This window comes from Streptomyces sp. NPDC060232, from assembly GCF_042726555.1.
Taxonomy (GTDB): Bacteria; Actinomycetota; Actinomycetes; order Streptomycetales; family Streptomycetaceae; genus Streptomyces.
Window position 1 is genome coordinate 68,781 of the sequence record NZ_JBHXAG010000026.1, and the last position, 20,289, is coordinate 89,069.

The 20,289-nt window shown below is 74.3% G+C and carries 18 protein-coding genes; 10 read left to right on the plus strand and 8 right to left on the minus strand.

Annotated elements, in window-relative coordinates:
• Positions 1-8 precede the first annotated feature (8 nt).
• Positions 9-170 (minus strand): hypothetical protein, encoded by a 162-nt coding sequence (locus tag ACFWFZ_RS29520; RefSeq protein ID WP_387126143.1) that lies wholly within the window; start codon positions 168-170, stop codon positions 9-11.
• Positions 171-273: 103 nt separating this feature from the next.
• Here ACFWFZ_RS29520 and ACFWFZ_RS29525 point away from each other — a divergent pair, with 103 nt between their 5' ends.
• Entirely contained in the window at positions 274-1,443 is a 1,170-nt protein-coding gene (locus tag ACFWFZ_RS29525) for a type ISP restriction/modification enzyme (RefSeq protein WP_387126145.1), read from the plus strand.
• 24 nt (positions 1,444-1,467) lie between these two features.
• Here ACFWFZ_RS29525 and ACFWFZ_RS29530 read toward each other — a convergent pair whose 3' ends face one another.
• Positions 1,468-2,193 carry a TetR/AcrR family transcriptional regulator gene (locus tag ACFWFZ_RS29530; protein WP_356810829.1) on the minus strand — a complete coding sequence of 242 codons (726 nt, stop codon included), beginning with the start codon at positions 2,191-2,193 and terminating at the stop codon, positions 1,468-1,470.
• A gap of 73 nt (positions 2,194-2,266) precedes the next feature.
• Here ACFWFZ_RS29530 and ACFWFZ_RS29535 point away from each other — a divergent pair, with 73 nt between their 5' ends.
• From ACFWFZ_RS29535 to ACFWFZ_RS29545, 3 genes are all read left to right on the plus strand, one after another.
• Complete coding sequence (locus ACFWFZ_RS29535; RefSeq protein ID WP_387126147.1) at positions 2,267-3,235, plus strand: ATP-binding cassette domain-containing protein; 969 nt, start codon at positions 2,267-2,269, stop codon at positions 3,233-3,235.
• Positions 3,232-4,020 carry an ABC transporter permease gene (locus tag ACFWFZ_RS29540; protein ID WP_387126149.1) on the plus strand — a complete coding sequence of 263 codons (789 nt, stop codon included), beginning with the start codon at positions 3,232-3,234 and terminating at the stop codon, positions 4,018-4,020. Before ACFWFZ_RS29535 ends, ACFWFZ_RS29540 begins: the two co-directional genes overlap by 4 nt.
• A gap of 82 nt (positions 4,021-4,102) precedes the next feature.
• Entirely contained in the window at positions 4,103-5,299 is a 1,197-nt protein-coding gene (locus tag ACFWFZ_RS29545; RefSeq protein WP_387126151.1) for a CaiB/BaiF CoA transferase family protein, read from the plus strand.
• A 52-nt stretch (positions 5,300-5,351) separates the two neighbouring features.
• Here the strand turns inward: ACFWFZ_RS29545 and ACFWFZ_RS29550 are convergent, their stop codons facing one another.
• On the minus strand, positions 5,352-5,621 hold the full coding sequence (locus ACFWFZ_RS29550; protein ID WP_172671376.1) for a hypothetical protein: 270 nt from the start codon (positions 5,619-5,621) through the stop codon (positions 5,352-5,354).
• 290 nt (positions 5,622-5,911) lie between these two features.
• Here ACFWFZ_RS29550 and ACFWFZ_RS29555 point away from each other — a divergent pair, with 290 nt between their 5' ends.
• Positions 5,912-7,618, plus strand: coding sequence for a protein kinase (locus ACFWFZ_RS29555; protein WP_387126153.1), 1,707 nt, complete (start codon positions 5,912-5,914; stop codon positions 7,616-7,618).
• Here ACFWFZ_RS29555 and ACFWFZ_RS29560 read toward each other — a convergent pair.
• Complete coding sequence (locus tag ACFWFZ_RS29560; protein WP_387126178.1) at positions 7,588-8,391, minus strand: SGNH/GDSL hydrolase family protein; 804 nt, start codon at positions 8,389-8,391, stop codon at positions 7,588-7,590. The two genes, ACFWFZ_RS29555 and ACFWFZ_RS29560, sit on opposite strands and share 31 nt — an antisense overlap.
• A gap of 205 nt (positions 8,392-8,596) precedes the next feature.
• On the opposite strand from ACFWFZ_RS29560, the gene ACFWFZ_RS29565 reads away from it, so the two are divergent.
• On the plus strand, positions 8,597-9,691 hold the full coding sequence (locus ACFWFZ_RS29565; RefSeq protein ID WP_387126155.1) for a DUF5925 domain-containing protein: 1,095 nt from the start codon (positions 8,597-8,599) through the stop codon (positions 9,689-9,691).
• Between the two features lie 208 nt (positions 9,692-9,899).
• Here ACFWFZ_RS29565 and ACFWFZ_RS29570 read toward each other — a convergent pair whose 3' ends face one another.
• The gene (locus ACFWFZ_RS29570) at positions 9,900-10,289 is read right to left on the minus strand and encodes a GntR family transcriptional regulator (RefSeq protein ID WP_387126157.1); all 390 of its coding nucleotides are present in this window, start codon (positions 10,287-10,289) and stop codon (positions 9,900-9,902) included.
• A 71-nt stretch (positions 10,290-10,360) separates the two neighbouring features.
• Between ACFWFZ_RS29570 and ACFWFZ_RS29575 the strand changes: the two genes are divergently transcribed.
• The 3 genes from ACFWFZ_RS29575 (at position 10,361) to ACFWFZ_RS29585 (ending at position 13,243) form a co-directional block, all read left to right on the plus strand.
• Positions 10,361-11,314: a GNAT family N-acetyltransferase gene (locus tag ACFWFZ_RS29575; protein ID WP_387126159.1), complete on the plus strand. Its 954-nt coding sequence runs from the start codon at positions 10,361-10,363 to the stop codon at positions 11,312-11,314.
• Positions 11,299-11,781, plus strand: a complete 483-nt coding sequence (locus ACFWFZ_RS29580) for a DUF402 domain-containing protein (RefSeq protein WP_387126161.1) — start codon at positions 11,299-11,301, stop codon at positions 11,779-11,781. The genes ACFWFZ_RS29575 and ACFWFZ_RS29580 overlap by 16 nt, the downstream gene beginning before the upstream one ends.
• A gap of 382 nt (positions 11,782-12,163) precedes the next feature.
• On the plus strand, positions 12,164-13,243 hold the full coding sequence (locus tag ACFWFZ_RS29585) for a lytic polysaccharide monooxygenase (RefSeq protein WP_387126163.1): 1,080 nt from the start codon (positions 12,164-12,166) through the stop codon (positions 13,241-13,243).
• 42 nt (positions 13,244-13,285) lie between these two features.
• On the opposite strand, the gene ACFWFZ_RS29590 is transcribed toward ACFWFZ_RS29585, so the two are convergent.
• From ACFWFZ_RS29590 to ACFWFZ_RS29600, 3 genes are all read right to left on the minus strand, one after another.
• Positions 13,286-14,146 carry an esterase/lipase family protein gene (locus ACFWFZ_RS29590; protein ID WP_387126164.1) on the minus strand — a complete coding sequence of 287 codons (861 nt, stop codon included), beginning with the start codon at positions 14,144-14,146 and terminating at the stop codon, positions 13,286-13,288.
• A gap of 155 nt (positions 14,147-14,301) precedes the next feature.
• Positions 14,302-15,306, minus strand: coding sequence for a hypothetical protein (locus ACFWFZ_RS29595; RefSeq protein WP_387126166.1), 1,005 nt, complete (start codon positions 15,304-15,306; stop codon positions 14,302-14,304).
• A complete protein-coding gene (locus ACFWFZ_RS29600; RefSeq protein ID WP_387126168.1) occupies positions 15,303-18,827 on the minus strand; it encodes a DNA polymerase III subunit alpha in 3,525 nt (1,174 codons plus the stop codon). Before ACFWFZ_RS29600 ends, ACFWFZ_RS29595 begins: the two co-directional genes overlap by 4 nt.
• 196 nt (positions 18,828-19,023) lie before the next feature.
• Between ACFWFZ_RS29600 and ACFWFZ_RS29605 the strand changes: the two genes are divergently transcribed.
• Positions 19,024-20,088, plus strand: coding sequence for a DUF3533 domain-containing protein (locus tag ACFWFZ_RS29605; protein ID WP_387126170.1), 1,065 nt, complete (start codon positions 19,024-19,026; stop codon positions 20,086-20,088).
• Positions 20,089-20,289: the final 201 nt, after the last annotated feature.

Sequence of the window (20,289 nt, forward strand, 5' to 3'; positions counted from 1 at the left end):
GACCGCCGTCACTTCTTGTCGTCGTCGGCGGTCCGCTCGCCCTCCGCCTGGGACGGGGTCGTCCGCGTCGTCTGGGGGTGGAGCTGCTTGCGCTGGGTCTCGTCCATGTCCTCGTCGAGGCGTTCGCCCTCGGCCTGGGACGGAGTCGAGTATTCGTCGTACTGGCTCATGACCGTCTCCTCGGTCGATACCGTACGTATCCGTACATAAGCAGCGTAGCTCTTCGGCCTGGACGCAGCCCGGCCATCGGAGCCCGTCGCTACCATCGGCGGCGTGAGCGCTGACACACCGCAGCCGGACCCGCTGCTGGACGATCTGATGCCCTGGGCCGTGGGCGGCCTGCGCCTCGGCCGGGACTGGGTCGCCGCGCCCGATCCGGCGGCCCTGCGCACCCGCTGGGCCGTCCTGGCGGGCGCCGAAGGGGCCGAGCGGGACCGGCTGTTCCGCCCGAGCCGCAGCCGCACGCCCACCGCCTCCGCGGCCGCGCTGCCCGGGCAGCGCTCGGCGGGGACGGCGCGCTTCGCCGACGCTCCCGGCCCCTGCCCCGACCCCGTACGGGTACTGCGCGAGCCCTTCGACGAGCAGTGGCTGCTGCCCGACCAGCGGCTGATCGACACCGCCCGCCCGGAGCTGTGGCGGGTCCTCGACGAGCACCAGCTGTTCCTCGTCGAGTCCCCGGAGCCGCTGGTCACCACGCACCTCCCGGCCGGCCGGCTCGGCCGGATCCGCCCCCTGCACCGGCGCCCGGGCGGCGCCGAACCGAACCTCGCCCCCGGCCTGCTGCCGCTCCTGGGCGAGCGCCACGGCGGCTGGGTGGCCCCTGAGGACGTGCTGTGCTGGATCCTTGCGGCCGGCCGGCCCGGTCCGCGGGGGTACGAGGTCCCGCTCCCCGCCGACTCCGGGCGCTGGCGGGCCGGGCTGGAGCTGGGGCACCGGCTGCTCACCGTCCAACTGCGCGGGGCGCGCGGCGGCCAGGCGCCGCGGCTGCCCGGCGGGCGCCGCCCGTACGTCCGCTCCGCGGTCGCGGGGTGGCCGGGCGGGCTCTCGTACGACGCGGAGGCCGAGACGCTGGCTTTGGGCAGCGGGACCGTCTCCCCGGTGCCGGCGGGGGCTTGGGAGTACGAGGTGCAGGGCGTGCGCGTGCTGGAGAGCTGGTTCGCCGCCCGTACGGCGCACCGCGGACCGGCGGCGGACGGGCTGGCGGCGCTGGGCCCCGCCGAGTGGCCGCAGAGCTGGACCTCGGAGCTGCTCGCGCTGGTGACCACGCTGGCGCTGCTGGCCGAGCTGGCTCCGGAGCGGGCCGCGTTCGAGCCCGGCCCGAGCCTGCCGGCCGCGGAGCTGCGGGCGGCCGGGGTGCTGCCGCCGCCGGCGTGGAGCCGGCGCCCGGCCTCGGTGCTGGACCACCAGGAGGAGGGCCCGGGCGGCCAGTTCGCCCTGCTCTGACCGGCCGGACCCCGGCGGCGGCCCCTACGCCCCCCAGGCACCCAGCAGTCGGGACACCGAGCGGTCGAAGACCGCGGCCATGTCCAGGCCCGCGCCGGGGACCGGGCCGGTGCCCGAGACGGCCGCCGCCAGCCGCGGATACTCCCCCGAGGCCAGGCGGGAGCCGAGCCAGGCCGTCCGTACGCCCTGTTCTTCGTCCTCGCTCCAGGGCAGCGCTCGGGCCCGTTCGGCCAGTGCCAGCTCACCGGCCACGTACGTCGCGACGGTGCCGTTGACGGCGGCCACCAGTTCCAGCTTCTCGGCGTCGGGCACGTCCAGCGGGGCCAGGCACTCCAGGCTGTGCTCCAGGTAGCGCAGGGCGTTCGGGCTGAAGCCGTACACGGGGCTCAGCAGGCGCGGCAGCCACGGATGGCGGTGCATCAGCGCCCGCGTCTGGCGTGCGAGGGCCAGCAGGTCGGCCCGCCAGTCGCCGGTCGGCGCGGTGAACTCGTACTCCCCGCTGACCGCGTCGACCATCAGCTCGTAGAGCTCCTCCTTGCGCGGCACGTAGTTGTAGAGGGACATGGTCCCCGCGCCGATCCCGGCGGCGACGCGCCGCATGGACACGGCCTCGATCCCCTCCGCGTCGGCGATCCGGACCGCCTCGGCCGCGATCGACTCGCGGCTGTGCGCGGGCCTGGGGCCGCGGCCGGCCCGCTGGGGGCGGGACCAGATCACTTCGGGTTCAGCGGGTCGCCCGCCGGCTGTCATCGCTCAGATCACCTCGTCGTCTCGACACCATCTTAGTTACGTACGCCGTACGTAATGGGGTACGGTGACGCGCATGACAACTACGTACGCTGTACTTAGTGAGGGGCTGGAGAAGAGCTACGGGCAGGTCCACGCGCTGCGCGGGCTCGACCTCGCCGTTCCCGAGGGCTCGGTGTGCGGCCTCCTCGGCCCCAACGGCGCGGGCAAGACCACGGCCGTCCGGATCCTGACCACCCTCACCCCGCCCACCGGCGGCCGCGCGCTCGTCGCCGGCCACGACGTCACCCGCGACCCGGCGGCGGTCCGCCGCGCCATCGGCGTGACCGGCCAGTACGCCTCCGTGGACGGGGACCTGACAGGCCGCGAGAACCTCCGGCTGTTCGCGCGGCTCGCCGGACTGCGCGGCTCCCAGGCCCGATCCCGCGCCGACGGGCTGCTGGAGCGCTTCGGGCTCGGCGAGGCCGCCGACCGGGTGGCCTCCACCTGGTCCGGCGGCATGCGGCGGCGCCTGGACCTGGCCGCCGGGCTCGTCACCCGCCCCCGGGTGCTCTTCCTCGACGAACCCACCACCGGCCTGGACCCGGCCGCCCGGGAGCACATCTGGGCCGCGGTGCGCGCGCTCTCCCAAGAGGGCACCACGGTGCTGCTCACCACCCAGTACCTGGAGGAGGCGGACCGGCTGGCCGACGACGTCGTGGTCGTCTCCGAGGGCCGGGTCCTCGCCGGCGGCACCCCGGCCCGCCTCAAGGCCCTGATCGGGTCCCGCGCCGAGGTCGCCGTCGCCGCACGGGAGGAACTCGCGGGCGCCGCCGCCGTACTCGACCGGCTCACCAGCGGCCGGCCGGTGCTCGACGAGGAACGGCTGACGGTCGGCGTGACCGTCCTCGACGGCGCGATCACCCTGCCGCGGATCATCCGCGAACTCGACACCGCCGGCGTCCCGGTCACCGACGCGCGCCTGCGCCCGCCCACCCTCGACGAGGTGTTCCTCCGCGTCACGCGGGCCCGGACCGACCGCCCGGAACAGGAGTCCGCCGCATGAGCACCCTGCTGTACGACGGCGCCGCCGTCCTCACCCGCCAGCTCCAGAAGGCCCGCCACGCACCGGCGCTGCTGATCCTCACCCAGACCATGCCGGTCACGATGCTGCTCTTCTTCGGCTACGTCTTCGGCAGCGCGCTCGCCATGCCCGCCGCCGAGTACCGGGAGTTCCTGGTACCGGGGCTGCTCGCCGCCACGGCCGCGAACGGCCTGATGGCCGGCATGTTCACGGCCGCACAGGACGCCCACCGCGGGGTGACGGACCGATTCCGCACCCTGCCGATGAGCCGGACCGCCGTCCCGCTCGGGCAGACCGCGGCCGACCTGCTCACCACCGGCGTGTCGATGGTGCCGCTGATGCTGGTGGGAGCGGCGATGGGCTGGCGGATCGAGAACGGCCTGCCCGGTGCGCTGGGGGCCCTGGGCGTGCTGCTGCTGTTCCGCTTCGCCGCCGCCTGGGTGGGCACGTACCTGGGCCTGCTGAGCCGCAGCGAGGAGGCGGCCGGCCAGTTGGGCGGCGCGACCTTCGTCCTGCCGATGCTGTCCAGCGCGTACCTGCCGACGGCGGGCCTGCCCGGATGGCTGCGCACGGTCGCCGAGTGGAACCCGATCAGCGCCGTCGCCACGGCCGTGCGCGAACTGTGCGGGAACGCCGGGGCGCAGGCCGCCTCGGGCGCCGCCTGGCCCGTCGCGCATCCGGTGGCCGGTGCGCTGCTGTGGTCGCTGGTGCTCCTCGCGGTGTTCGTGCCGCCGGCCACGCGGAGGTTCGGGCGCGGCGGCGCCTGACGCGGGCCCCATAGGCGATCAACGGCGCATATCGTCCGCCGAGTGGTGACAGACCCCCCTCCGACCCGGTAGGCAGGGCCTCATGACCACCGAACCGCTGCCCCTGGACGGCATCACCGTCGTCGCTGTCGAGCAGGCCGTCTCGGCCCCCTTCGCCACCCGCCAGCTCGCCGACCTCGGCGCCAGGGTGATCAAGGTCGAGCGTCCCGACGGCGGTGACTTCGCCCGCGGCTACGACACCGCCGCGCACGGTCTCGCCTCGCATTTCGTGTGGGCCAACCGGGGCAAGGAGTCGATCGCGCTCGACCTGAAGGACCCGCGCGGCCGTGAGGTGCTGCACGGCCTGCTGGCGGGCGCGGACGTCTTCGTGCAGAACCTCGCGCAGGGGGCCGCCGCCCGCCTCGGGCTGGACTCGGCCGCGCTGTGCGCCCGCTATCCGCGGCTGGTCGCCGTGGACGTGTCGGGCTACGGCGCGGAGGGCCCGTACGCCCACAAGCGCGCCTACGACATGCTCGTGCAGTGCGAGGCGGGGCTGGTGTCGGTGACCGGCACCCCGGAGCAGCCCGTGAAGGCGGGGATCCCGGCAGCCGACATCGCGGCGGCCATGTACGCCTTCTCGGGGGTGCTGGCCGCGCTGCTGCGCCGCGAGGTGACCGGGCGCGGGGGCAGGGTGGAGGTGTCCATGCTGGACGCGCTCGCCGAGTGGATGGGGCATCCGCTGCACCACACGATGCACGGCGGGGAGCAGCCCGTGCGCACCGGCCTGGCGCACGCGGTGATCGCCCCGTACGACGCCTACGCGACGGCGGACGGGGACCGGGTGCTGCTGTCGGTGCAGAACGACCGCGAATGGCGACGGCTGGCACAACAGGTGCTGGAGCGGCCCGAGTTGGCCGAGGATCCGGCGTACGCGACGAACACCGCGCGCACCGGGAACCGGGAGGGGACCGACGCGGTAGTAACGGAGGCGCTGGGCCGGCTGGACGCGGACGAGGCGATCGGGCGCCTGGAGGCCGCGGGCATCGCCTGCGCACGGCTGAACTCGGTGGCCCAACTGGCCGGGCATCCGCAGCTCGCGGCCCGGGACCGGTGGCGGGAGGTGGGATCGCCGGTGGGTCCGCTGCGGGCCCTGCTGCCGCCGATCGGGCTGCCGGGCGGCGCGGCACCGCACATGGGTGCGGTGCCCGCGCTGGGTGAACACACCGACGATCTCTTGCGCGCCCTGGGGATGGCGGGCGCACGGATCTCGGAACTGCGCCGGGACGGTGTGGTCGCGTAGGGCCGGGTGGCCGGAAGCCGGGTGAGGCGAACGGCCGCGGGTGCGGGGTCTGTTACGAGCGGCGGCTGCCGAAGAGCGTGCGACGCAGACGGCGCAGCGGCGCGAAGAGCGAGACGCGCGCACTCCGGCTCCGCAGACGGTGTGTGTGGTCGCGGGAGGTGAGCTCGCGCATCAGCAGCGTCGCCTCCGCGGCCTCCCGGTGCGGGACGGCGGGTCCGCCCAGCACGGCGAGGTGGCGGTCGAGGCGCGAGCTGGTCGCACTGCTGCCGCAGGTGATGGCAGGCACGCGGGGCGGCCTGCTGCGCATTGCTATCTGTTCCATGATCTCTCCCCACCCGTACGAGGGCACCCGGCCCGGGCAGGTTAACCCTATCGTCCCCGCGTCGCGCGCGGGTATCCCGGTGGTGTGAATTACCCCTGCGGCGACGGGGAGTTGACGATTACTCAGTGGAGTCGCCCATTACTCTCCGCACAGGAACGGGCGTGAAAATCACGCTCCGGAAGAGCTCGACGCGAGTCTCGTCACGACAGGGGTCGCGTGACGCACACTGCGCTAACTTGGAGTGACCGATCGATGACACATGGGCGCACAGAAGCATTCGGGGGGCTCGCGTGAGTGAGGAAACCAACTCCGATCGTGTCGTCTCGGGCCGCTACCGGCTGCTGGAGCAGATCGGCCGCGGCGGGATGGGCGTGGTCTGGCGGGCCCGGGACGAGGTGCTGGCCCGCGACGTCGCCGTCAAGGAGGTATGCGCACCGGCCGGGCTGGACGACGTCGAACTCCAGCGCATGTACCGGCGGCTGGAGCGGGAGGCGTGGGCCGCGGCCAGGGTCTCGCACCGCGGGGTGGTCACGGTCTACGACGTGGCGTCCGAGGACGGCCGGCCCTGGATCGTGATGGAGCTGGTGCGCGGGCTCTCACTGGCGGACGTGCTGGAGGCGGAGGGGCCGATGACCCCGCAGCGCGCCGCGCACGTCGGCGAGCAGGTCCTGGCCGCGCTGCGGTCGGCGCACGACTCGGGGGTGCTGCACCGGGACGTGAAGCCGGCCAACGTGCTGATCGCCAACGACGGCCGGGTGGTGCTCAGCGACTTCGGGATCGCGAGCCTGGAGGGCTCCTCGGCCATCACCATGACGGGCGAGGTGGTCGGCTCCCCCGAATACCTGGCGCCCGAAAGGGCGTTGGGGCGCGACCCGGGCCCCGGGGCGGACCTGTGGTCGCTCGGGGTCATGCTCTACGCCTGCGTCGAGGGGGTCACTCCGTTCCGGCGGGCCACCGCGCTGGACACGCTGCGGGCCGTGGTGGACGAGGAGCCGCCCCCGGCGCGCCGGGCCGGCCCGCTGGCGCCCGTACTGGAGGGGCTGCTGCGCAAGGACCCCGCGCAGCGGCTGGACGCGGCGGAGGCGGCCCGGATGCTGCGGGTGGTGGGCGCGGGCGGAGCCGTACGGGCGTCCGGCGGGCCGGTGTCGGGACCGGACGCGCCGATGCCGACGGCCCGCCACGGGCACGAACCGCGGGGCGGAGCGGGGCCGTACGGGCCGCAGACGGCGCCGGCCCCCGTAGGCGGGCCGGCGCCGGCGGGCGGACCGGTACCCGCGGCCGGGCCCGGGGAGGGCCGGGGCGCGGCCGGGCCGGTGCTCGCCGTCGGGATCGCCCTGCTGCTGATCGCCCTGGCAGCGCTGGGCTGGGTACTGCTGGGAGGCCTCGGGGACAAGGGCGGCCGGGGCGGGAGCGGGGGCGCCCCGACGGGCCCGGCGGCCACCGCCCCGGCCGCCACCACGGCTCCCGCGTCCGGCGCACCGACCTCCGCGGCCGCGTCGCCCTCGGCCCCGGCCTCGCCCAGCGCGGGCGGACACGTCTCGGTGTACGTCGACGCGGTGCGCACCGCGTACACCGGGAGCTGTCCGCCGCCCGCCGGGAGCGCACCCTTCTTCACCGCGACGGTCGAGGTGGAGAGCGTCCCGGTGGCGCTGGAGTACCGCTGGGCCACGCGGACCGGGCGGACCTCCGGGCCCGGCTGGCAGTCCGTCACCTACGAGGCGGCCGGGCCGAAGAGCCGGCGGCTGGAGCACACCGAGCTGACGCACGAGCCCGGCACGGTCTTCGAGGACGCGGTGCGGCTGGAGGTGCGGGGACCGGCGGAGGTCGCCACCGAGTGGGTGGCGACCTCCGTGACGTGCGAGGAGGCGACCCCGACGGGCGGGGCCTCCTCCTCCCCCGGCGCGAGTCCGTCTCCGGAGTCGCCGACGGCCAGTCCGGCGGCGAGCTTGGAGGACGGCGGGCCGGATCAGGCCGTGTTGGTGAGGACGGGCAGGTAGCCGCCGGACTGTCCGGACGCGGTCGGGTGGTAGGACTCGGCGATGTTCAGCCAGTTGACGCTGTGCAGCCACGGGCTGCCGGAGCAGATCTCGTGGCCCGTGAAGGCGCCGGCGACCGAGGCGAAGGTGAAGCCGTGGTCCGCGGCGCGTTTGGCGATGGCGGCGTTGAGGTGGTCGGCCGCGCCGTTGATGGCCGTGCGCTCGCCCTCGGTCAGGCCGGTGGTGCAGGTGCCGTTCAGCTTGTAGAAACGGGGATAGCCGAGGACGACGACGCGGGCGGCGGGTGCCCGGCTGTCGATGGCGTCGTAGACCTGGTCGAGCCGCCCGGGGAGGGTGGAGTCAACGTAGGCCTTGGCCTGGTTCACGCGGTTGACGCAGGTGGATTCGGACTGGAGCACACAGGTCGTCATGACGTCGGAGAATCCGGCGTCGTTGCCGCCGATGGTGATGCTGACCAGGTCGGTCCCGGAGTTGAGGGGGCCGAGCTGGCCCGAGAGCACATCGTCCGTACGGGCGCCTGAGCAGGCGGTGAAGGCGAAGGTCTGGGGTGAGTGGGCCGCGGCCCAGAGGGCGGGGTAGGCGCGGGTGGTGCGCTTGCAGTTACCGCTGGCGCCGTCGTAGTTTCCGGCGCCGAGCCCGGAGGAGTACGAGTCGCCGAGGGCGACGTAGCCGAAGTCGGCCTGGGCGGCGGCCGCCTGGCCGGCGCCGGACAGGGCGGCGCCCGCGGCGAGTAAGAGGGAGGAGGTCAGGGCAGCGAAGCGCGACATTCTCATGCTCATGTGTGCGGCTCCTTGTGGGGGTTACTCCTGAGTTGTTGGTACAAGCAGCCGGGGGTTGCCGGAAGTGTCCCCGCCAAGAATGTTCGGGGTGGAGTTGCGGCCCGAATCTTCACTCCCCCTGCGTTTGAAGGGGGGACTCGGCATCCGATCCGGCGAAACACGGGTGCACGAGGGCACCTCGTGCCGGATCATGGGCGCCATGCCAGCCAACCCGCATGACGCGCTGCCGATCCGGCTCAACGTCGACGACAGCGATTCGCCGTCGGACGTCGTCGACGCGCTGTTCCTCGGCCGGTTCGCCTCGGGCGAGCAGCCCTACTCGCACAGCGTGTCGATCGAGCGGGTCAAGGCGGAGGCGACCTTTCTGCCGCCGGAGGCCACGGTGTTGCGCTCGGCGCGCGACAGCGACCGCAGCGCCACCCTCGCCGAGGGCCAGGGCTGGACCATGCTGGTCTCCCGGTGGAGCCGCGGCGCGGACGTCACCGTGACGGCGGTCAGCGACGAACTCGCCGCCGGCGTGCTCGGCCAGGCCACCGAGGGCGTGCAGGACGAACCGGAACCGCAGCCGGAGAACGTCACGATGGGCTTCTGGTACGTCTCCCCGCGCCGCGGCCCGTACCGGACGACCCGCCAGATCGCCGCCGGGACCTGGGCGGAGGTGCGGCCCAACTACACCGCGCCGGTCGCCACGGCGATGGACCGGCTGATGAAGGTGACCCCGGACGACATCGCGGGCCGACTGCTCCTGCTGCACGGCCCGCCGGGCACGGGCAAGACCTCGGCCCTGCGCACCCTGGCCCGGTCGTGGCGGGACTGGTGCCAGGTGGACTGCGTCCTGGACCCGGAGCGGTTGTTCAACGACGTCGGCTACCTGATGGACATCGCGATCGGCGAGGACGAGGGCACGGCGAAGGGCCGCTGGCGGCTCCTGCTGCTGGAGGACTGCGACGAACTGATCCGCGGCGAGGCCCGGCACACGGCCGGGCAGGCGCTGTCCCGGCTGCTGAACCTGACGGACGGTCTGCTGGGGCAGGGCCGCAACGTCCTGGTCGGCGTGACGACCAACGAGGACCTGGAACGGCTCCACCCCGCGGTGGTCCGCCCCGGGCGCTGCCTGGCCCGCATCGAGGTCGGCCGGCTGACCCACCAGGAGGCGGTGGACTGGCTGGGCACCGAGGAGGGCGTCTCCCGCGACGGCGCCACCCTGGCGGAACTCTTCGCCCTACGCCGCGGCACGGGCCCGGCGGCGGTCCTGCCGCCGCAGGCCCACTCGGAGGCGGGGCTGTACCTCTAGTGCCGCGTCAGGCAGCGTTCGCCCCGTCGCGACGCCCGGCACGCACTCTCGCCGCACCGGACGCCGCTCCTGACAGGCAAACGTTGCCTGGCGCCGCACTAGCCTCCGGTGGCGGACGGACTCAGGCCGAGGGGGCCGGGCGCAATCCAGCCCCGCCGGCGACCGAGGCTCGGGGTCCGGGGGCGGAGGCTCCGGCGGTCGGGCGGGGTTACCTGGCGGCGTACCGGGCCCGGAGGGCGGCGGTGGCGGCGGTGACCGCCTCCGCCTCCGTCAGGCCCAGCCGGTGCACCCGCTCCGCGAACGCCTGCGCGGCCGACGCGGCCTCGCGCGCGGCGCTGTCCCCCGCCGCCGCGACGAAGGTCCCGTTGCGGCCCCGCGTCTCGATCACGCCGTCGGCCTCCAGCGCCCGGTAGGCCTTCGCGACGGTGTTGGCGGCCAGCCCCAGCTCCTCCGCCAGCCCCCGCACCGTCGGCAGCTTGAAGCCGACCGGCAGCTTCCCTGACCGGGCTTGGGAGGCGATCTGCGCGCGCAGCTGTTCGTACGGGGCGGCCGACCCGGCCGAGCCGTCGATGGTGATCTTCAGGTTCGTCGAGCTCACGGGGGTGATTGTCCACCATCGGCGGTTAATTGGGAGGCGCCGGGCACGCGGGCGCGCATAGCGTCTGCCGCATGACCGTTCTCATCCGCGATCTGCGTCCGGGCGACCCCCGGGACGTGGAGTCGGTGGTACGGGTACGCCGCGCCGCCCTGCCGTTCCTGATCACCAGTGCCGAGGACGTGGCCTTCGAGCTCTCCCGCTCCCACCCCGACCGGCACCACCGCCTGCTCGTCGCCGAGACCTCGGGCGGCGAGGTCGTCGGCACCGCCGAGGTCGGCATCGCCCACGACAGCCCGCGGCCGGGCCAGGGATACGTCAACGCGTACGTCGACCCCGCCCGCCGCGGCATCGGCGCCGGCCGGCTCCTGCTGCGCGCGGGCGAGGAGCACCTGGCCGCCCGGGGCGCGGTGGACGCGTACGCCTGGGTCCTGGACGAGCCTGCGCACCGTGCCTTCGCCGACCGGCACGGCTACCGGCCCGGCCGCTCGGCGCACTTCCTGCGCCTGGACCTGACGGCGGCCGCGCTGCCCGCGCTCCCGGACGCCCTCCCGGCCGGGGTGGAGCTGCGGCCCGCGACCGCCTTCGCCGCGGACCCGCGCCCGCTCTTCGCGATCGACGCGGAGACGACCGCCGACGAACCCGGTGACGTGGGGGCCGAACTCGACGACTACGAGGACTGGCTGACCCACACCTGGCACAACCCCTCCCTCGACAAGGAGCTGACGACCGTCGCCCTGGTCGACGGGAAGGCGGTGGCCTTCAGCGCCGCCCGGACCGACGGCGCCACCCGCTACAGCTCGGCGATGACCGGCACGCTGCGGCTCTTGCGGGGCCGCGGCCTGGCCAAGCTCGCCAAGAACGCCTCCCTGCACCGGGCCCGCGCGGCCGGGTACACGGAGGCGTTCACCGGCAACGACAGCGGCAACGAACCGATGCTCGCCATCAACCGGTGGTTCGGGTACGAGATCTGCGCGACCGAGACGCGCTACACGAGGAAGCTGGGGACCCAGTGGCCGGACAACTGACCGTCGTCCTGACCAAGGCCGGCCGGACCAAGATCCGCTATCCGGCGACGCAGGTCGCCGACGACGGCGACCGCATCTCCGTACGGGCCCCTTGGGCGGCCGAAGGCGTACGGGACTTCGGCTTCGTCCGCTTCGAGCCGGGCGACGTGTTCGTCGAGCACTTCTGGCGGACCCGCTGGTACGCGGTCAAGGAGGTCCGGACGGGCGACGGCGTCCTGAAGGGCTGGTACTGCGACGTGACGCGTCCGGCCCTGGTCCGGAGCGGGGAGATCCTCGTGGAGGACCTGGACCTCGACCTGTGGGTGTCGGCGGACGGGACGTCCGTACTGCGGCTGGACGAGGACGAGTTCGCCGAGAGCGGCCTGGCGGCGAGCGACCCGGAGGCGGCGGCCCAGGCCGTCCGCGCCCTGGACGCCCTGGACGACCAGGCCCGCTCCGAGCCCGGCCTGGCCGCGCTCCTGCGCTAGGTCCTGTCTGGAGTTCCCCCGCGGCGTTGCGGCGTCCGGCACCTCCGCCTTGGATTCGACGGCACCAGACGCCGCTCCTTCTCCCACGCTGGAACTCCAGACAGGACCTAGCGCTGTGACCGCGGAGGTTCACCGGGTCACGGCGCCCGGCACGGCGGTTTCCCGCGGGCAGGCGGCCTCTTCCTGATCCCGCTCTTTTGCCTTCCTTAAGCGGACCCTAAGGATCCTCTCCTGTGGGGCCTGCGCGGCGAAAAGGCGTGGTCCGGGGGCTAGCTTGGCAGGGCCAGGACAGGAAGGGCCGGTCGTGGCGCCGCCCGGGGGCGGCGCCGCCGAGCCCCGTTCCGCCGACGCGCCCCTGCCTTTGCCCGAAGGAGATCCACTCATGTCCGCACGCCGCCGTACCGTGACGCCGATCCGTATCGCCGCCGCCGGTCTCGCCCCGCTCGCGCTGGCCGCGTACGCCGCCGTTCCCGCGGCCGCCCACGGCTCGATGACCGACCCGGTCAGCCGGGTCGCGGCGTGCTACGCGGAGGGACCGGAGTCGCCGAAGTCGGCGGCGTGCAAGGCCGCGGTCGCCGCGAGCGGGACGCAGGCGCTCTACGACTGGAACGCCGTCAACATCGCCAACGCGGCCGGCAACCACCGGACGCTGATCCCGAACGGCCGACTGTGCTCGGCCGGCAACGACAAGTACCGGGGGCTGGACCTGGCCCGCGTCGACTGGCCGGCCAGCCCCATGTCCGCCGGCCCGCACACCTTCCGCTACAAGGGCACGGCCCCGCACAGGGGCTCCTTCGAGCTGTACATCACGAAGGACGGCTACGACCCGGCGAAGCCGCTGAAGTGGTCCGACCTGGAGCCCGCGCCGTTCGCGAAGGCCACCGACCCGGGCATGCAGAACGGCGACTACGTCTTCTCCGGAACCGTCCCCGGCAAGTCCGGCCGGCACCTGATCTACAGCATCTGGCAGCGCTCCGACAGCCCCGAGGCCTTCTACACCTGCTCGGACGTGGTCTTCGGCAAGGACAACGGCGGCGGGAACGGCGGCAACGCCGGTACGGGGGCCTCGCCGAGCACCAAGCCCAGCGCCGGGAACGGCAACGGCAACGGGTCCAAGCCGTCCAACAAGCCGGCCGACAAGCCCTCCGCCCCGACCGACCAGCAGATCGCCGACGGCGCCGGCAAGTCCTCCGTGGAGCACAACGGCCACGGCGACAACGACCCGAAGACGAACGGCGCGGCCGGCGCCCCGCTCCCGTCCCCGTCCTCGCCGTCCTCCGCGGACTCGGCGGACTCGGCGGACTCGGGCACCCCGGCCGGCGGCAACCTGGCGGAGACCGGCGGCAACAGCGCCACCCCGTCCATCGCCATCGCCGGGGCCGGCGCACTGGCCGTCGGCACGGCCGTGGTGTTCACGATGGCCCGCCGCCGTGCGACGACGGCGGGCCGGCACGGCCGCTGACCGGTAGGACCTTCACACCGGGCGGACCGCCCGCGCCCCGAGTCAGTCGAAGACCGAGGCGCAGGTGGTCCGTTCGGCATGGGCCGGATCGAGGGCGTTGACCGCCTCGTGCCAGGCGATCCGGTCGGTGAGCCCGATGGCGACGTGTTCCGAGAAGTCCAGGAAGCACAGGTCCTGGAGCACGACGTTGCGGACGTTCGGCCCCTCCAGGAAGCCGCTCCGGTACGGCGTCACCACCTCGTCGTACTTGGTGGCGATCACCGTGTACTTCACCCCGGGCACGGTGTCCCCGCCCGCGTTGAGCTTCTGCAGGAAGGCGGAGCCGGCGATCTGGTCGGCGAGGCCGGGGGTCGCGGTGCTGATCAGATCCTCGGCCCCGGGGAAGTACGGGAGGAGCTTGGTGAAGCCGAGCAGGGTCGTGCCGTGGTTGTCGGGGGCGAGCCCGACCAGCGCGTTCACCTTCGCCGCGCCGCCGAGGAACTTCAGGTAGTAGCGCGGCATCATGCCGCCCTGCGAGTGCCCGACGATGTCGGTCTTGGAGGCGCCGGTGGCGGCCAGCACCTTGTCGACGAAGACGTCGAGCTGTTCGGCGGACTTGTCGATGGGACCGAGCCCGTTGAAGAAGGGCACGCCGGGCAGCTGGCCGTAGTCGAGCGAGTAGACGCAGTACCCGCGGTGCACGAGGTACGGGGCGAAGCCCAGCCAGTTGTCCCAGGAGTTGCCGAAGGTGCCGTGGACGAGGACGACGGGGCGCGGATGGGCGGCGGACGGCTTGCAGGACCAGTCGTTCCAGCCGCGGCTGGGGGCGGATGCGGCCTGCGCTGCGCCGGTGGGGGCGACGAGTGCGGCGGCGGTGAGGGTGAGGACGGCCAGCGGGCGGAGCAGGCGTCTCCAGGGCAGCATCGTGTGATCTCCTTGCGGTCGACTCAAGGGGATGTGCGTGGGGGTTCGTCCCGTGATCCGGATCACAAGGGGGCGCTGCTGCCGCTAAATTACGCGTGAGTAGCAACACAGGGAAGTTACGCGTCGGTAAAAACTGGCGTGTCGCCGATCGGCCGTCAGGCGGCCAGCGTGCCGCGGGCGATGACGTGCGGACCGAAGCGCGTACGGACCCGGTCCGTGACCGCTTCCAGCCGGCGCGCCTTCTCGTCCTCGGGGTCGAAACTGAGCTGCCGTACGGCCCGTTCGGCCGGGATCAGCTCCTCGGCCCGCAGGGACAGCGCGCGGACCCGGGCCCGTTGCAGGCCGAGGCCCTCGTACAGGGCGTAGGCCGTGGCGGTCAGGGCCGCCGAGTGCGCGGTGGGTTCGGCCAGGGTGCGGGTCCGGGTGAGCGCGGTGCGGTCGGCGCAGCGGACGGTGAGTGAGAGGACCCGGCACACCTGCCCGTCCTGTTGTGTACGAAGCTTCGCTCCGAGCTCCTCCGTCAGCGAGAGCAGCGCCCGCCGGTGCCGTGCGGGATCCAGCTCGTCCCGGTCGAAGAGCCGCTCGGCGGCGACGGTGCGGGCGGCCGCGCCCGGCCGGACGGGGGTCCGGTCGATCCCGAGGGCGCGCTCGTGCACCTCGCGGCCGAGCCGGGCTCCGAGGATCCGACGCAGGGCGGCGGGCGGGGCGGCGGCGACCCGGCCGACGGAATCGAGTCCGTAGGAGCACAGGGTGCGGGCGGCCTTGGGCCCGACCCCGTCGAGTGCGGTGACGGGTTTGTCCGCCATGAAGTCCCTGACGGCGGCGGGGTCTTCGGGGAGCACCAGGGTTCCCCCGGGCCTGGCCTCGCGGGCCGCGGCCCGGGCCAGCATGGGGTTGCCGGCCACGCCGACGGCCGCGTCCACGCCGTGGAGGGCGAGGGCCCGGACCCGGATCACGGCGGCCAGCCGGCGGGCGTCGCAGCCGAAGTAGCGCAGCGCGCCCCGGACATCGGCGAGGGCGGCGTCCGGCGGCAGGGCCTGCACGGCAGGGGTGATCCCGCCGAGCAGCGCGAGCACCCCGGCGTACTCCCGCGCCCCGAGCGGCCCTCCGCCGGCGGGGTGCAGCCGCAGGCACATCACGGCCTTCCCGGTGGCGCTCATCCCGCACTCCCCGGGCTGGAGTGCCACAGCTTGCGGCCGGTCGCGGGGCCGGTGCCGGGCGGCTGGAGGTCGGCCCACGGGTTCATCTCGTACCCCGTGGACATGCGGATCGTGCGCCCGGCGCCCTTCGCCGCCGGCTCCCCGTCGCTCCCGCCGTCCCCCGCGGCGACCGGTATGCCGTCCTGTTCGCCGCCCTGTTCGCCGCCCTGCCCGCCGGCCGGTCCACCGACCGGTTCGGCGAGGCGGGCCGCGACCGCGTCCAGGCCGCCCGTCGCCCGCAGTTCCACCAGCTCGGCCAGGTTCCACGCGGCCGCCCCGACCACGCTCAGGCTCTGCGGGCCCCTGCGCTGCACGACACCTCGTACCAGCAGCAGGAAGGAGTGGAAGACGGTGTGCGCGCACCGCTCGTGGCTGTCGTCGAAGAAGGCCAGGTCGACCAGGCCCGTACCGTCGTCCAGCGTCGTGAAGATGACCCGCTTCCCGGAGCGGATCGGCGGGGTCTGGGTGGCCGCCTTGGCCCCCGCGACCAGGACGGTCCGCCCGTGCTCGGCCTCCCGCAGTCGGCGCGCAGGGATCACTCCCAGCTCGGCCAGGAAGACGTGGTGGTCGCCCATCAGGTGCCGCGAGGTGTCCATGCCGAGGACGCCCAGCTCGGCGCTGAGCCGTTCCGCGTCGCTCAGGTCAGGCAGCCCGACGGACGCCGTGGACCGCCCTCCCTCCAGGGGGAGTTGGGCGCCGCGCCCGCCTGCCGCGCGCTGCGCGCCGTGCAGTTCCGTCAAGTGCAGCAGCAGGTCGCGCCGGTTGGCGCCGAAGGAGTCCAGGGCCCCGACCTGGGCGAGCCTTTCGGCGACCGGGCGTCCCGGATGGGCCCGGTCCCAGAAGTCGCGCAGGGAGGCGTAGGGCTGCCCGGACTCGATCCGGGCCGCTTCGGCCCCGCTGATGCCGTGGACGTCGGTGAGTCCCAGACGCAGCCCCCACACCCCGGCTTCGGACACCAGTTCGATACGGTGGGCGACCGCCGACCGGTTCACGTCCAGCGGCAGCACCGGCACGCCCCGCCGCCGCGCGTCCGCCAGCAGCAGCCGCTTCGGGTACATCCCCGGATCGTGGGTCAGCAGCCCGGCGTAGAAGGCCGCCGGGTGGTGCGCCTTCAGCCACGCCGACTGGTAGGTGGGCACGGCGAAGGCCACCGCGTGCGCCTTGCAGAAGCCGTACGACCCGAAGGCCTCCACGATCTCCCAGGTACGGGCGATCACCTCCACCGGATAGCCGCGTTCGGCCGCCTTCGCCGCGAACCAGACCTTGATCCGCGCCTGCGACGGCGGATCGGACAGCCCGCGCCGCACGCGGTCCGCCTCGTCCCGCCCGCAGCCGGTCATGACGTCCACGATCTCGATGATCTGCTCGTGGAAGACCACCACCCCGTACGTCTCGCGCAGCGCGTCGGCCAGGTCCGGGTGCGGGAAGCGCACCGGCGCCCGCCCGTGCCGGGCCTCGATGAAGGGCCGCACCATGTCGGCGGCCACCGGCCCCGGCCGGAAGAGGGAGATGTCGACGACCAGGTCGTGGAAGGTGGCCGGCTGGAGCCGTCCCACCAGGTCCCGCTGGCCGGGCGATTCGATCTGGAAGCAGCCCAGCGTCTCGGCCGAACGGATCAGCTCGTACGTGGCCCGGTCGCCCGGCGGCACCTGCGCCGGGTCGTCCAGGTCGAGATCCTCCCCCGTGCCGCGCCGGATCTCCGCGACCGCGTGCGCCATCGCGGACTGCATCCGCACACCCAGCACGTCCAGCTTGAGCAGACCGAGCTCCTCCACGTCGTCCTTGTCGAACTGGGACATGGGCAAGCCCTCGCCGCTGGTCGGGACCACGGGCGTACGGGCGAGCAGCGAGGCGTCGGAGAGCAGTACCCCGCACGGGTGCATGGCGATCCCGCGCGGCAGCGCGTCCAGCGACTCGACGAGCTCCCACAGCCTCCCGTACGACTCCCCGCGCACGTCGCGCAGTTCGGGGAGCTCCTGCAGGGCGGCGCGGGCGTCGCGGGCCCGGATGTGCGGGAAGGCCTTGGCGAGCCGGTCGGTGACGGCCGGGTCCATGGACAGGGCGGCGCCGACGTCCCGGATGGCGTGGCGGACCCGGTAGGTCTCGGGCATGGAGACGGTGGCGACGCGCTCGGCGCCGAACCGGTCGATGATCCGCCGGTAGACCTCCAGCCGGCGGGCGGACTCCACGTCGATGTCGATGTCGGGCAGGACGCGCCGGCGCTTGGACAGGAAGCGCTCCATCAGCAGGCCGTGCTCGACGGGGTCGGCGTGCGCGATCCCGAGCAGGTGGTTGACGAGGGAGCCGGCGCCGGAGCCGCGTGCCGCCACCCGGATGCCCATGTCCCGTACGTCGTCCACCACCTGGGCGACCGTCAGGAAGTACGAGGCGAAGCCGTGGTGGGCGATGATGTCGAGCTCGTGGTGCATCCGCTCCCAGTAGGCGGGGTCGCCCGCGTAGCCGCGCAGCACCATGCCGGCGGAGGCCCGGGAGGCGAGGACCCGCTGGGCGCTGCGGTGGGCGGCGCCGACGAGCCGGGCCTCGGGGAAGTGCACGGAGCCGATGCCGAGGTCGTCCTCGGGATCCACACAGCAGGCCTCGGCGGTGTGCCGGGTGTGCGCGAGCAGGCGCCGGGCGTCGGCAGGGCCGAGCCCGGCCGCCCGGGCGATCAGGTCGGCGGCCTCGGCCATGGCCGCAGGGGCCTTGAGCCAGCGCTCGCCGGTGTCGAGGGGGCCCCGGCCATCGATGGGGACCAGCCGGCGGGCGGCGTCGAGGATGTCGGCGACCGGGCCCTGGCCGGGGTCGGCGTAGCGGACGGCGTTCGTGAGCACGGCCGGGACGCCCTGCTCGGCGGCGAAGCCGACGGTACGGGCGGCCAGCCGCAGCGAGCCGGGGCCGGTGCCGGTGCGGCCGTGGTGGACGGCCTCCAGGCGCAGGGAGTCGCCGTAGATCTCCCGCCAGGGCGCGAGCAGCCGGGCGGCCCGGTCGGGGCGGCCCGCGGCGAGCGCCCGCCCCACCTCGGAGCCGGGACCGAGGAGGACGAAGACGCCTTCCCCGCGCAGGGCGTCCCAGGGCACGAGCGGGACCTCGGCGGCCGTCGCGTGGGCGGCGGTGACCATCCGGCACAGCTCGGCCCAGCCGGCGGCCCCGTCCCGGGCCAGGAACACGGCCCGGGCGGCGGACTCGTCCAGGAAGGCCCCGCCCTTGACGGGGGTGCGCCGCCGGTACGAGGCCTCGCCCGGACCGCCGCCCGCGGCGGACGCGGTCGAGCCCCCCGGCCCGGCCGAGCCCGTCGCGGGGGGCCCGGCGGGCGACACCGCCATGTCCACGCCGAACAGCGGCCGGATGCCCGCCTGCGCCGCCGCCTTCGCGAAGCGGACCGCACCCGCCAGGGTGTCGCGGTCGGTCAGGGCGAGGGCGTCCATGCCCCGCTCGGCGGCACGCTCCGCCAGCCGTTCCGGGTGCGATCCTCCGTAGCGCATGGAGAACCCCGAAACGGTGTGCAGATGCGTAAAACCAGGCACCCGCGGCCTCCTGCTTCGCTCGTAGAACACCACCCCCGCTCTCCACCATAGAGCAATTCGAATATCCGTGCGAAACACTTGTTCGATCACGAGGGGTCATCCGTTCGGCCCGCCCCTGCTGCGGGCCACCCCCCGCACGCCCAGCGTGTGAGACATGACCCCGCCCCCAGACGCGACCGGCGACACCGACCCGCCCCACGGCTTCCTCGCCGAGTTCAAGGACGCCGTGACCACCCGGGCGGCACTGCTCGTCCTGGGGGTCCTCGTCCTCCAGCTCGCCTTCGTCACCTCGTACATCGGGGCCTTCCACCACCCGAAGCCCAGCGGGATCCCGATCGCCGTGGCCGCGCCCGCCGCGCCGGCGGCCGAACGGGCCGCGCAGCAGCTCGGCGCGCTGCCCGGAGACCCGCTCGACCCCCGGGTGGTCAAGGACGGGGCCGCGGCGCGCGCCCAGGTCGAGAACCGGGACGTCGACGGCGCCCTGGTCATCGACCCGGCCGGCCGGACCGACCGGCTGCTGGTCGCCTCCGGCGCCGGAGCCTCGCTGTCCCAGGCGCTGGAAGAGGTCGTGGGCCTCGCCGAACGGGCCCAGGGACGCACCGTGCAGGTCACCGACGTGGCCCCGGCCGCCAAGGGCGACAGCCGCGGCCTGAGCTCCTTCTACCTCGTCATCGGCTGGTGCGTGGGCGGCTACCTGTGCGCCGCGATCCTCGCGATCAGCGCCGGTGCGCGGCCCGCGAACACCGCCCGCGCCGTCATCCGGCTCGGCGCGCTCCTCGTGTACTCCCTCGCCGCCGGGCTGCTCGGCGCGGTCATCGCCGGCCCGGTCCTGGACGCGCTGCCCGGCAGCATCATGGGCCTGTGGGGGCTGGGCACGCTGGTCGTCTTCACGGTCGGCGCGATCACCCTCGCCTTCCAGGGGCTGGCGGGCGTGGTCGGCATCGGCCTGGCGATCCTGCTGGTCGTCGTACTCGGCAACCCGAGCGCCGGCGGCGCCTATCCCTACCCGCTGCTGCCGCCGTTCTGGAGCACGATCGGCCCGGCCCTGCCGCCGGGCGCCGGTACGTATGCCGCCCGCTCCATCACGTACTTCGACGGGAACGGCGCCGGCGGCCCGATGCTGGTCCTGGCCGCCTGGGCGGCCGTCGGCGCGGCGGTGACCCTGGCTTGCGCCACCCTCCGCCGAGGCCGCCCGGGCCCCCCGGTAGGCACCGACTGACCGGGCGGGGCGGGCCCGCTCCCGCGGCGGGTAGCAGTCCGGGGGCGGCCCCCGGGCCCGGGGCTCCGCCCTGCCGGGCGGGGTGGTGCTGGGGCTCCGCCCCAGACCCCGCGCCTCAAACGCCGGCGGGGCTGGAGTGGTGCGGGCCGGTCGCGGTGCCGGGCAGGGGTGTCTCCTCGGCTCGCGCGTGACTAGCCTTCT

What these genes read in the sequence shown, in the direction of transcription:
- ACFWFZ_RS29600 (WP_387126168.1), bottom strand. Translation starts at nt 18,827, where the DNA reads ATGCGCTACGGAGGATCGCACCCGGAACGGCTGGCGGAGCGTGCCGCC.
- ACFWFZ_RS29590 (WP_387126164.1), bottom strand. Translation starts at nt 14,146, where the DNA reads ATGCTGCCCTGGAGACGCCTGCTCCGCCCGCTGGCCGTCCTCACCCTC.
- ACFWFZ_RS29545 (WP_387126151.1), top strand. Translation starts at nt 4,103, where the DNA reads ATGACCACCGAACCGCTGCCCCTGGACGGCATCACCGTCGTCGCTGTC.
- ACFWFZ_RS29520 (WP_387126143.1), bottom strand. Translation starts at nt 170, where the DNA reads ATGAGCCAGTACGACGAATACTCGACTCCGTCCCAGGCCGAGGGCGAA.
- ACFWFZ_RS29560 (WP_387126178.1), bottom strand. Translation starts at nt 8,391, where the DNA reads ATGAGAATGTCGCGCTTCGCTGCCCTGACCTCCTCCCTCTTACTCGCC.
- ACFWFZ_RS29595 (WP_387126166.1), bottom strand. Translation starts at nt 15,306, where the DNA reads ATGAGCGCCACCGGGAAGGCCGTGATGTGCCTGCGGCTGCACCCCGCC.
- ACFWFZ_RS29535 (WP_387126147.1), top strand. Translation starts at nt 2,267, where the DNA reads ATGACAACTACGTACGCTGTACTTAGTGAGGGGCTGGAGAAGAGCTAC.
- ACFWFZ_RS29565 (WP_387126155.1), top strand. Translation starts at nt 8,597, where the DNA reads ATGCCAGCCAACCCGCATGACGCGCTGCCGATCCGGCTCAACGTCGAC.
- ACFWFZ_RS29585 (WP_387126163.1), top strand. Translation starts at nt 12,164, where the DNA reads ATGTCCGCACGCCGCCGTACCGTGACGCCGATCCGTATCGCCGCCGCC.
- ACFWFZ_RS29605 (WP_387126170.1), top strand. Translation starts at nt 19,024, where the DNA reads ATGACCCCGCCCCCAGACGCGACCGGCGACACCGACCCGCCCCACGGC.
- ACFWFZ_RS29540 (WP_387126149.1), top strand. Translation starts at nt 3,232, where the DNA reads ATGAGCACCCTGCTGTACGACGGCGCCGCCGTCCTCACCCGCCAGCTC.
- ACFWFZ_RS29530 (WP_356810829.1), bottom strand. Translation starts at nt 2,193, where the DNA reads ATGACAGCCGGCGGGCGACCCGCTGAACCCGAAGTGATCTGGTCCCGC.
- ACFWFZ_RS29550 (WP_172671376.1), bottom strand. Translation starts at nt 5,621, where the DNA reads ATGGAACAGATAGCAATGCGCAGCAGGCCGCCCCGCGTGCCTGCCATC.
- ACFWFZ_RS29575 (WP_387126159.1), top strand. Translation starts at nt 10,361, where the DNA reads ATGACCGTTCTCATCCGCGATCTGCGTCCGGGCGACCCCCGGGACGTG.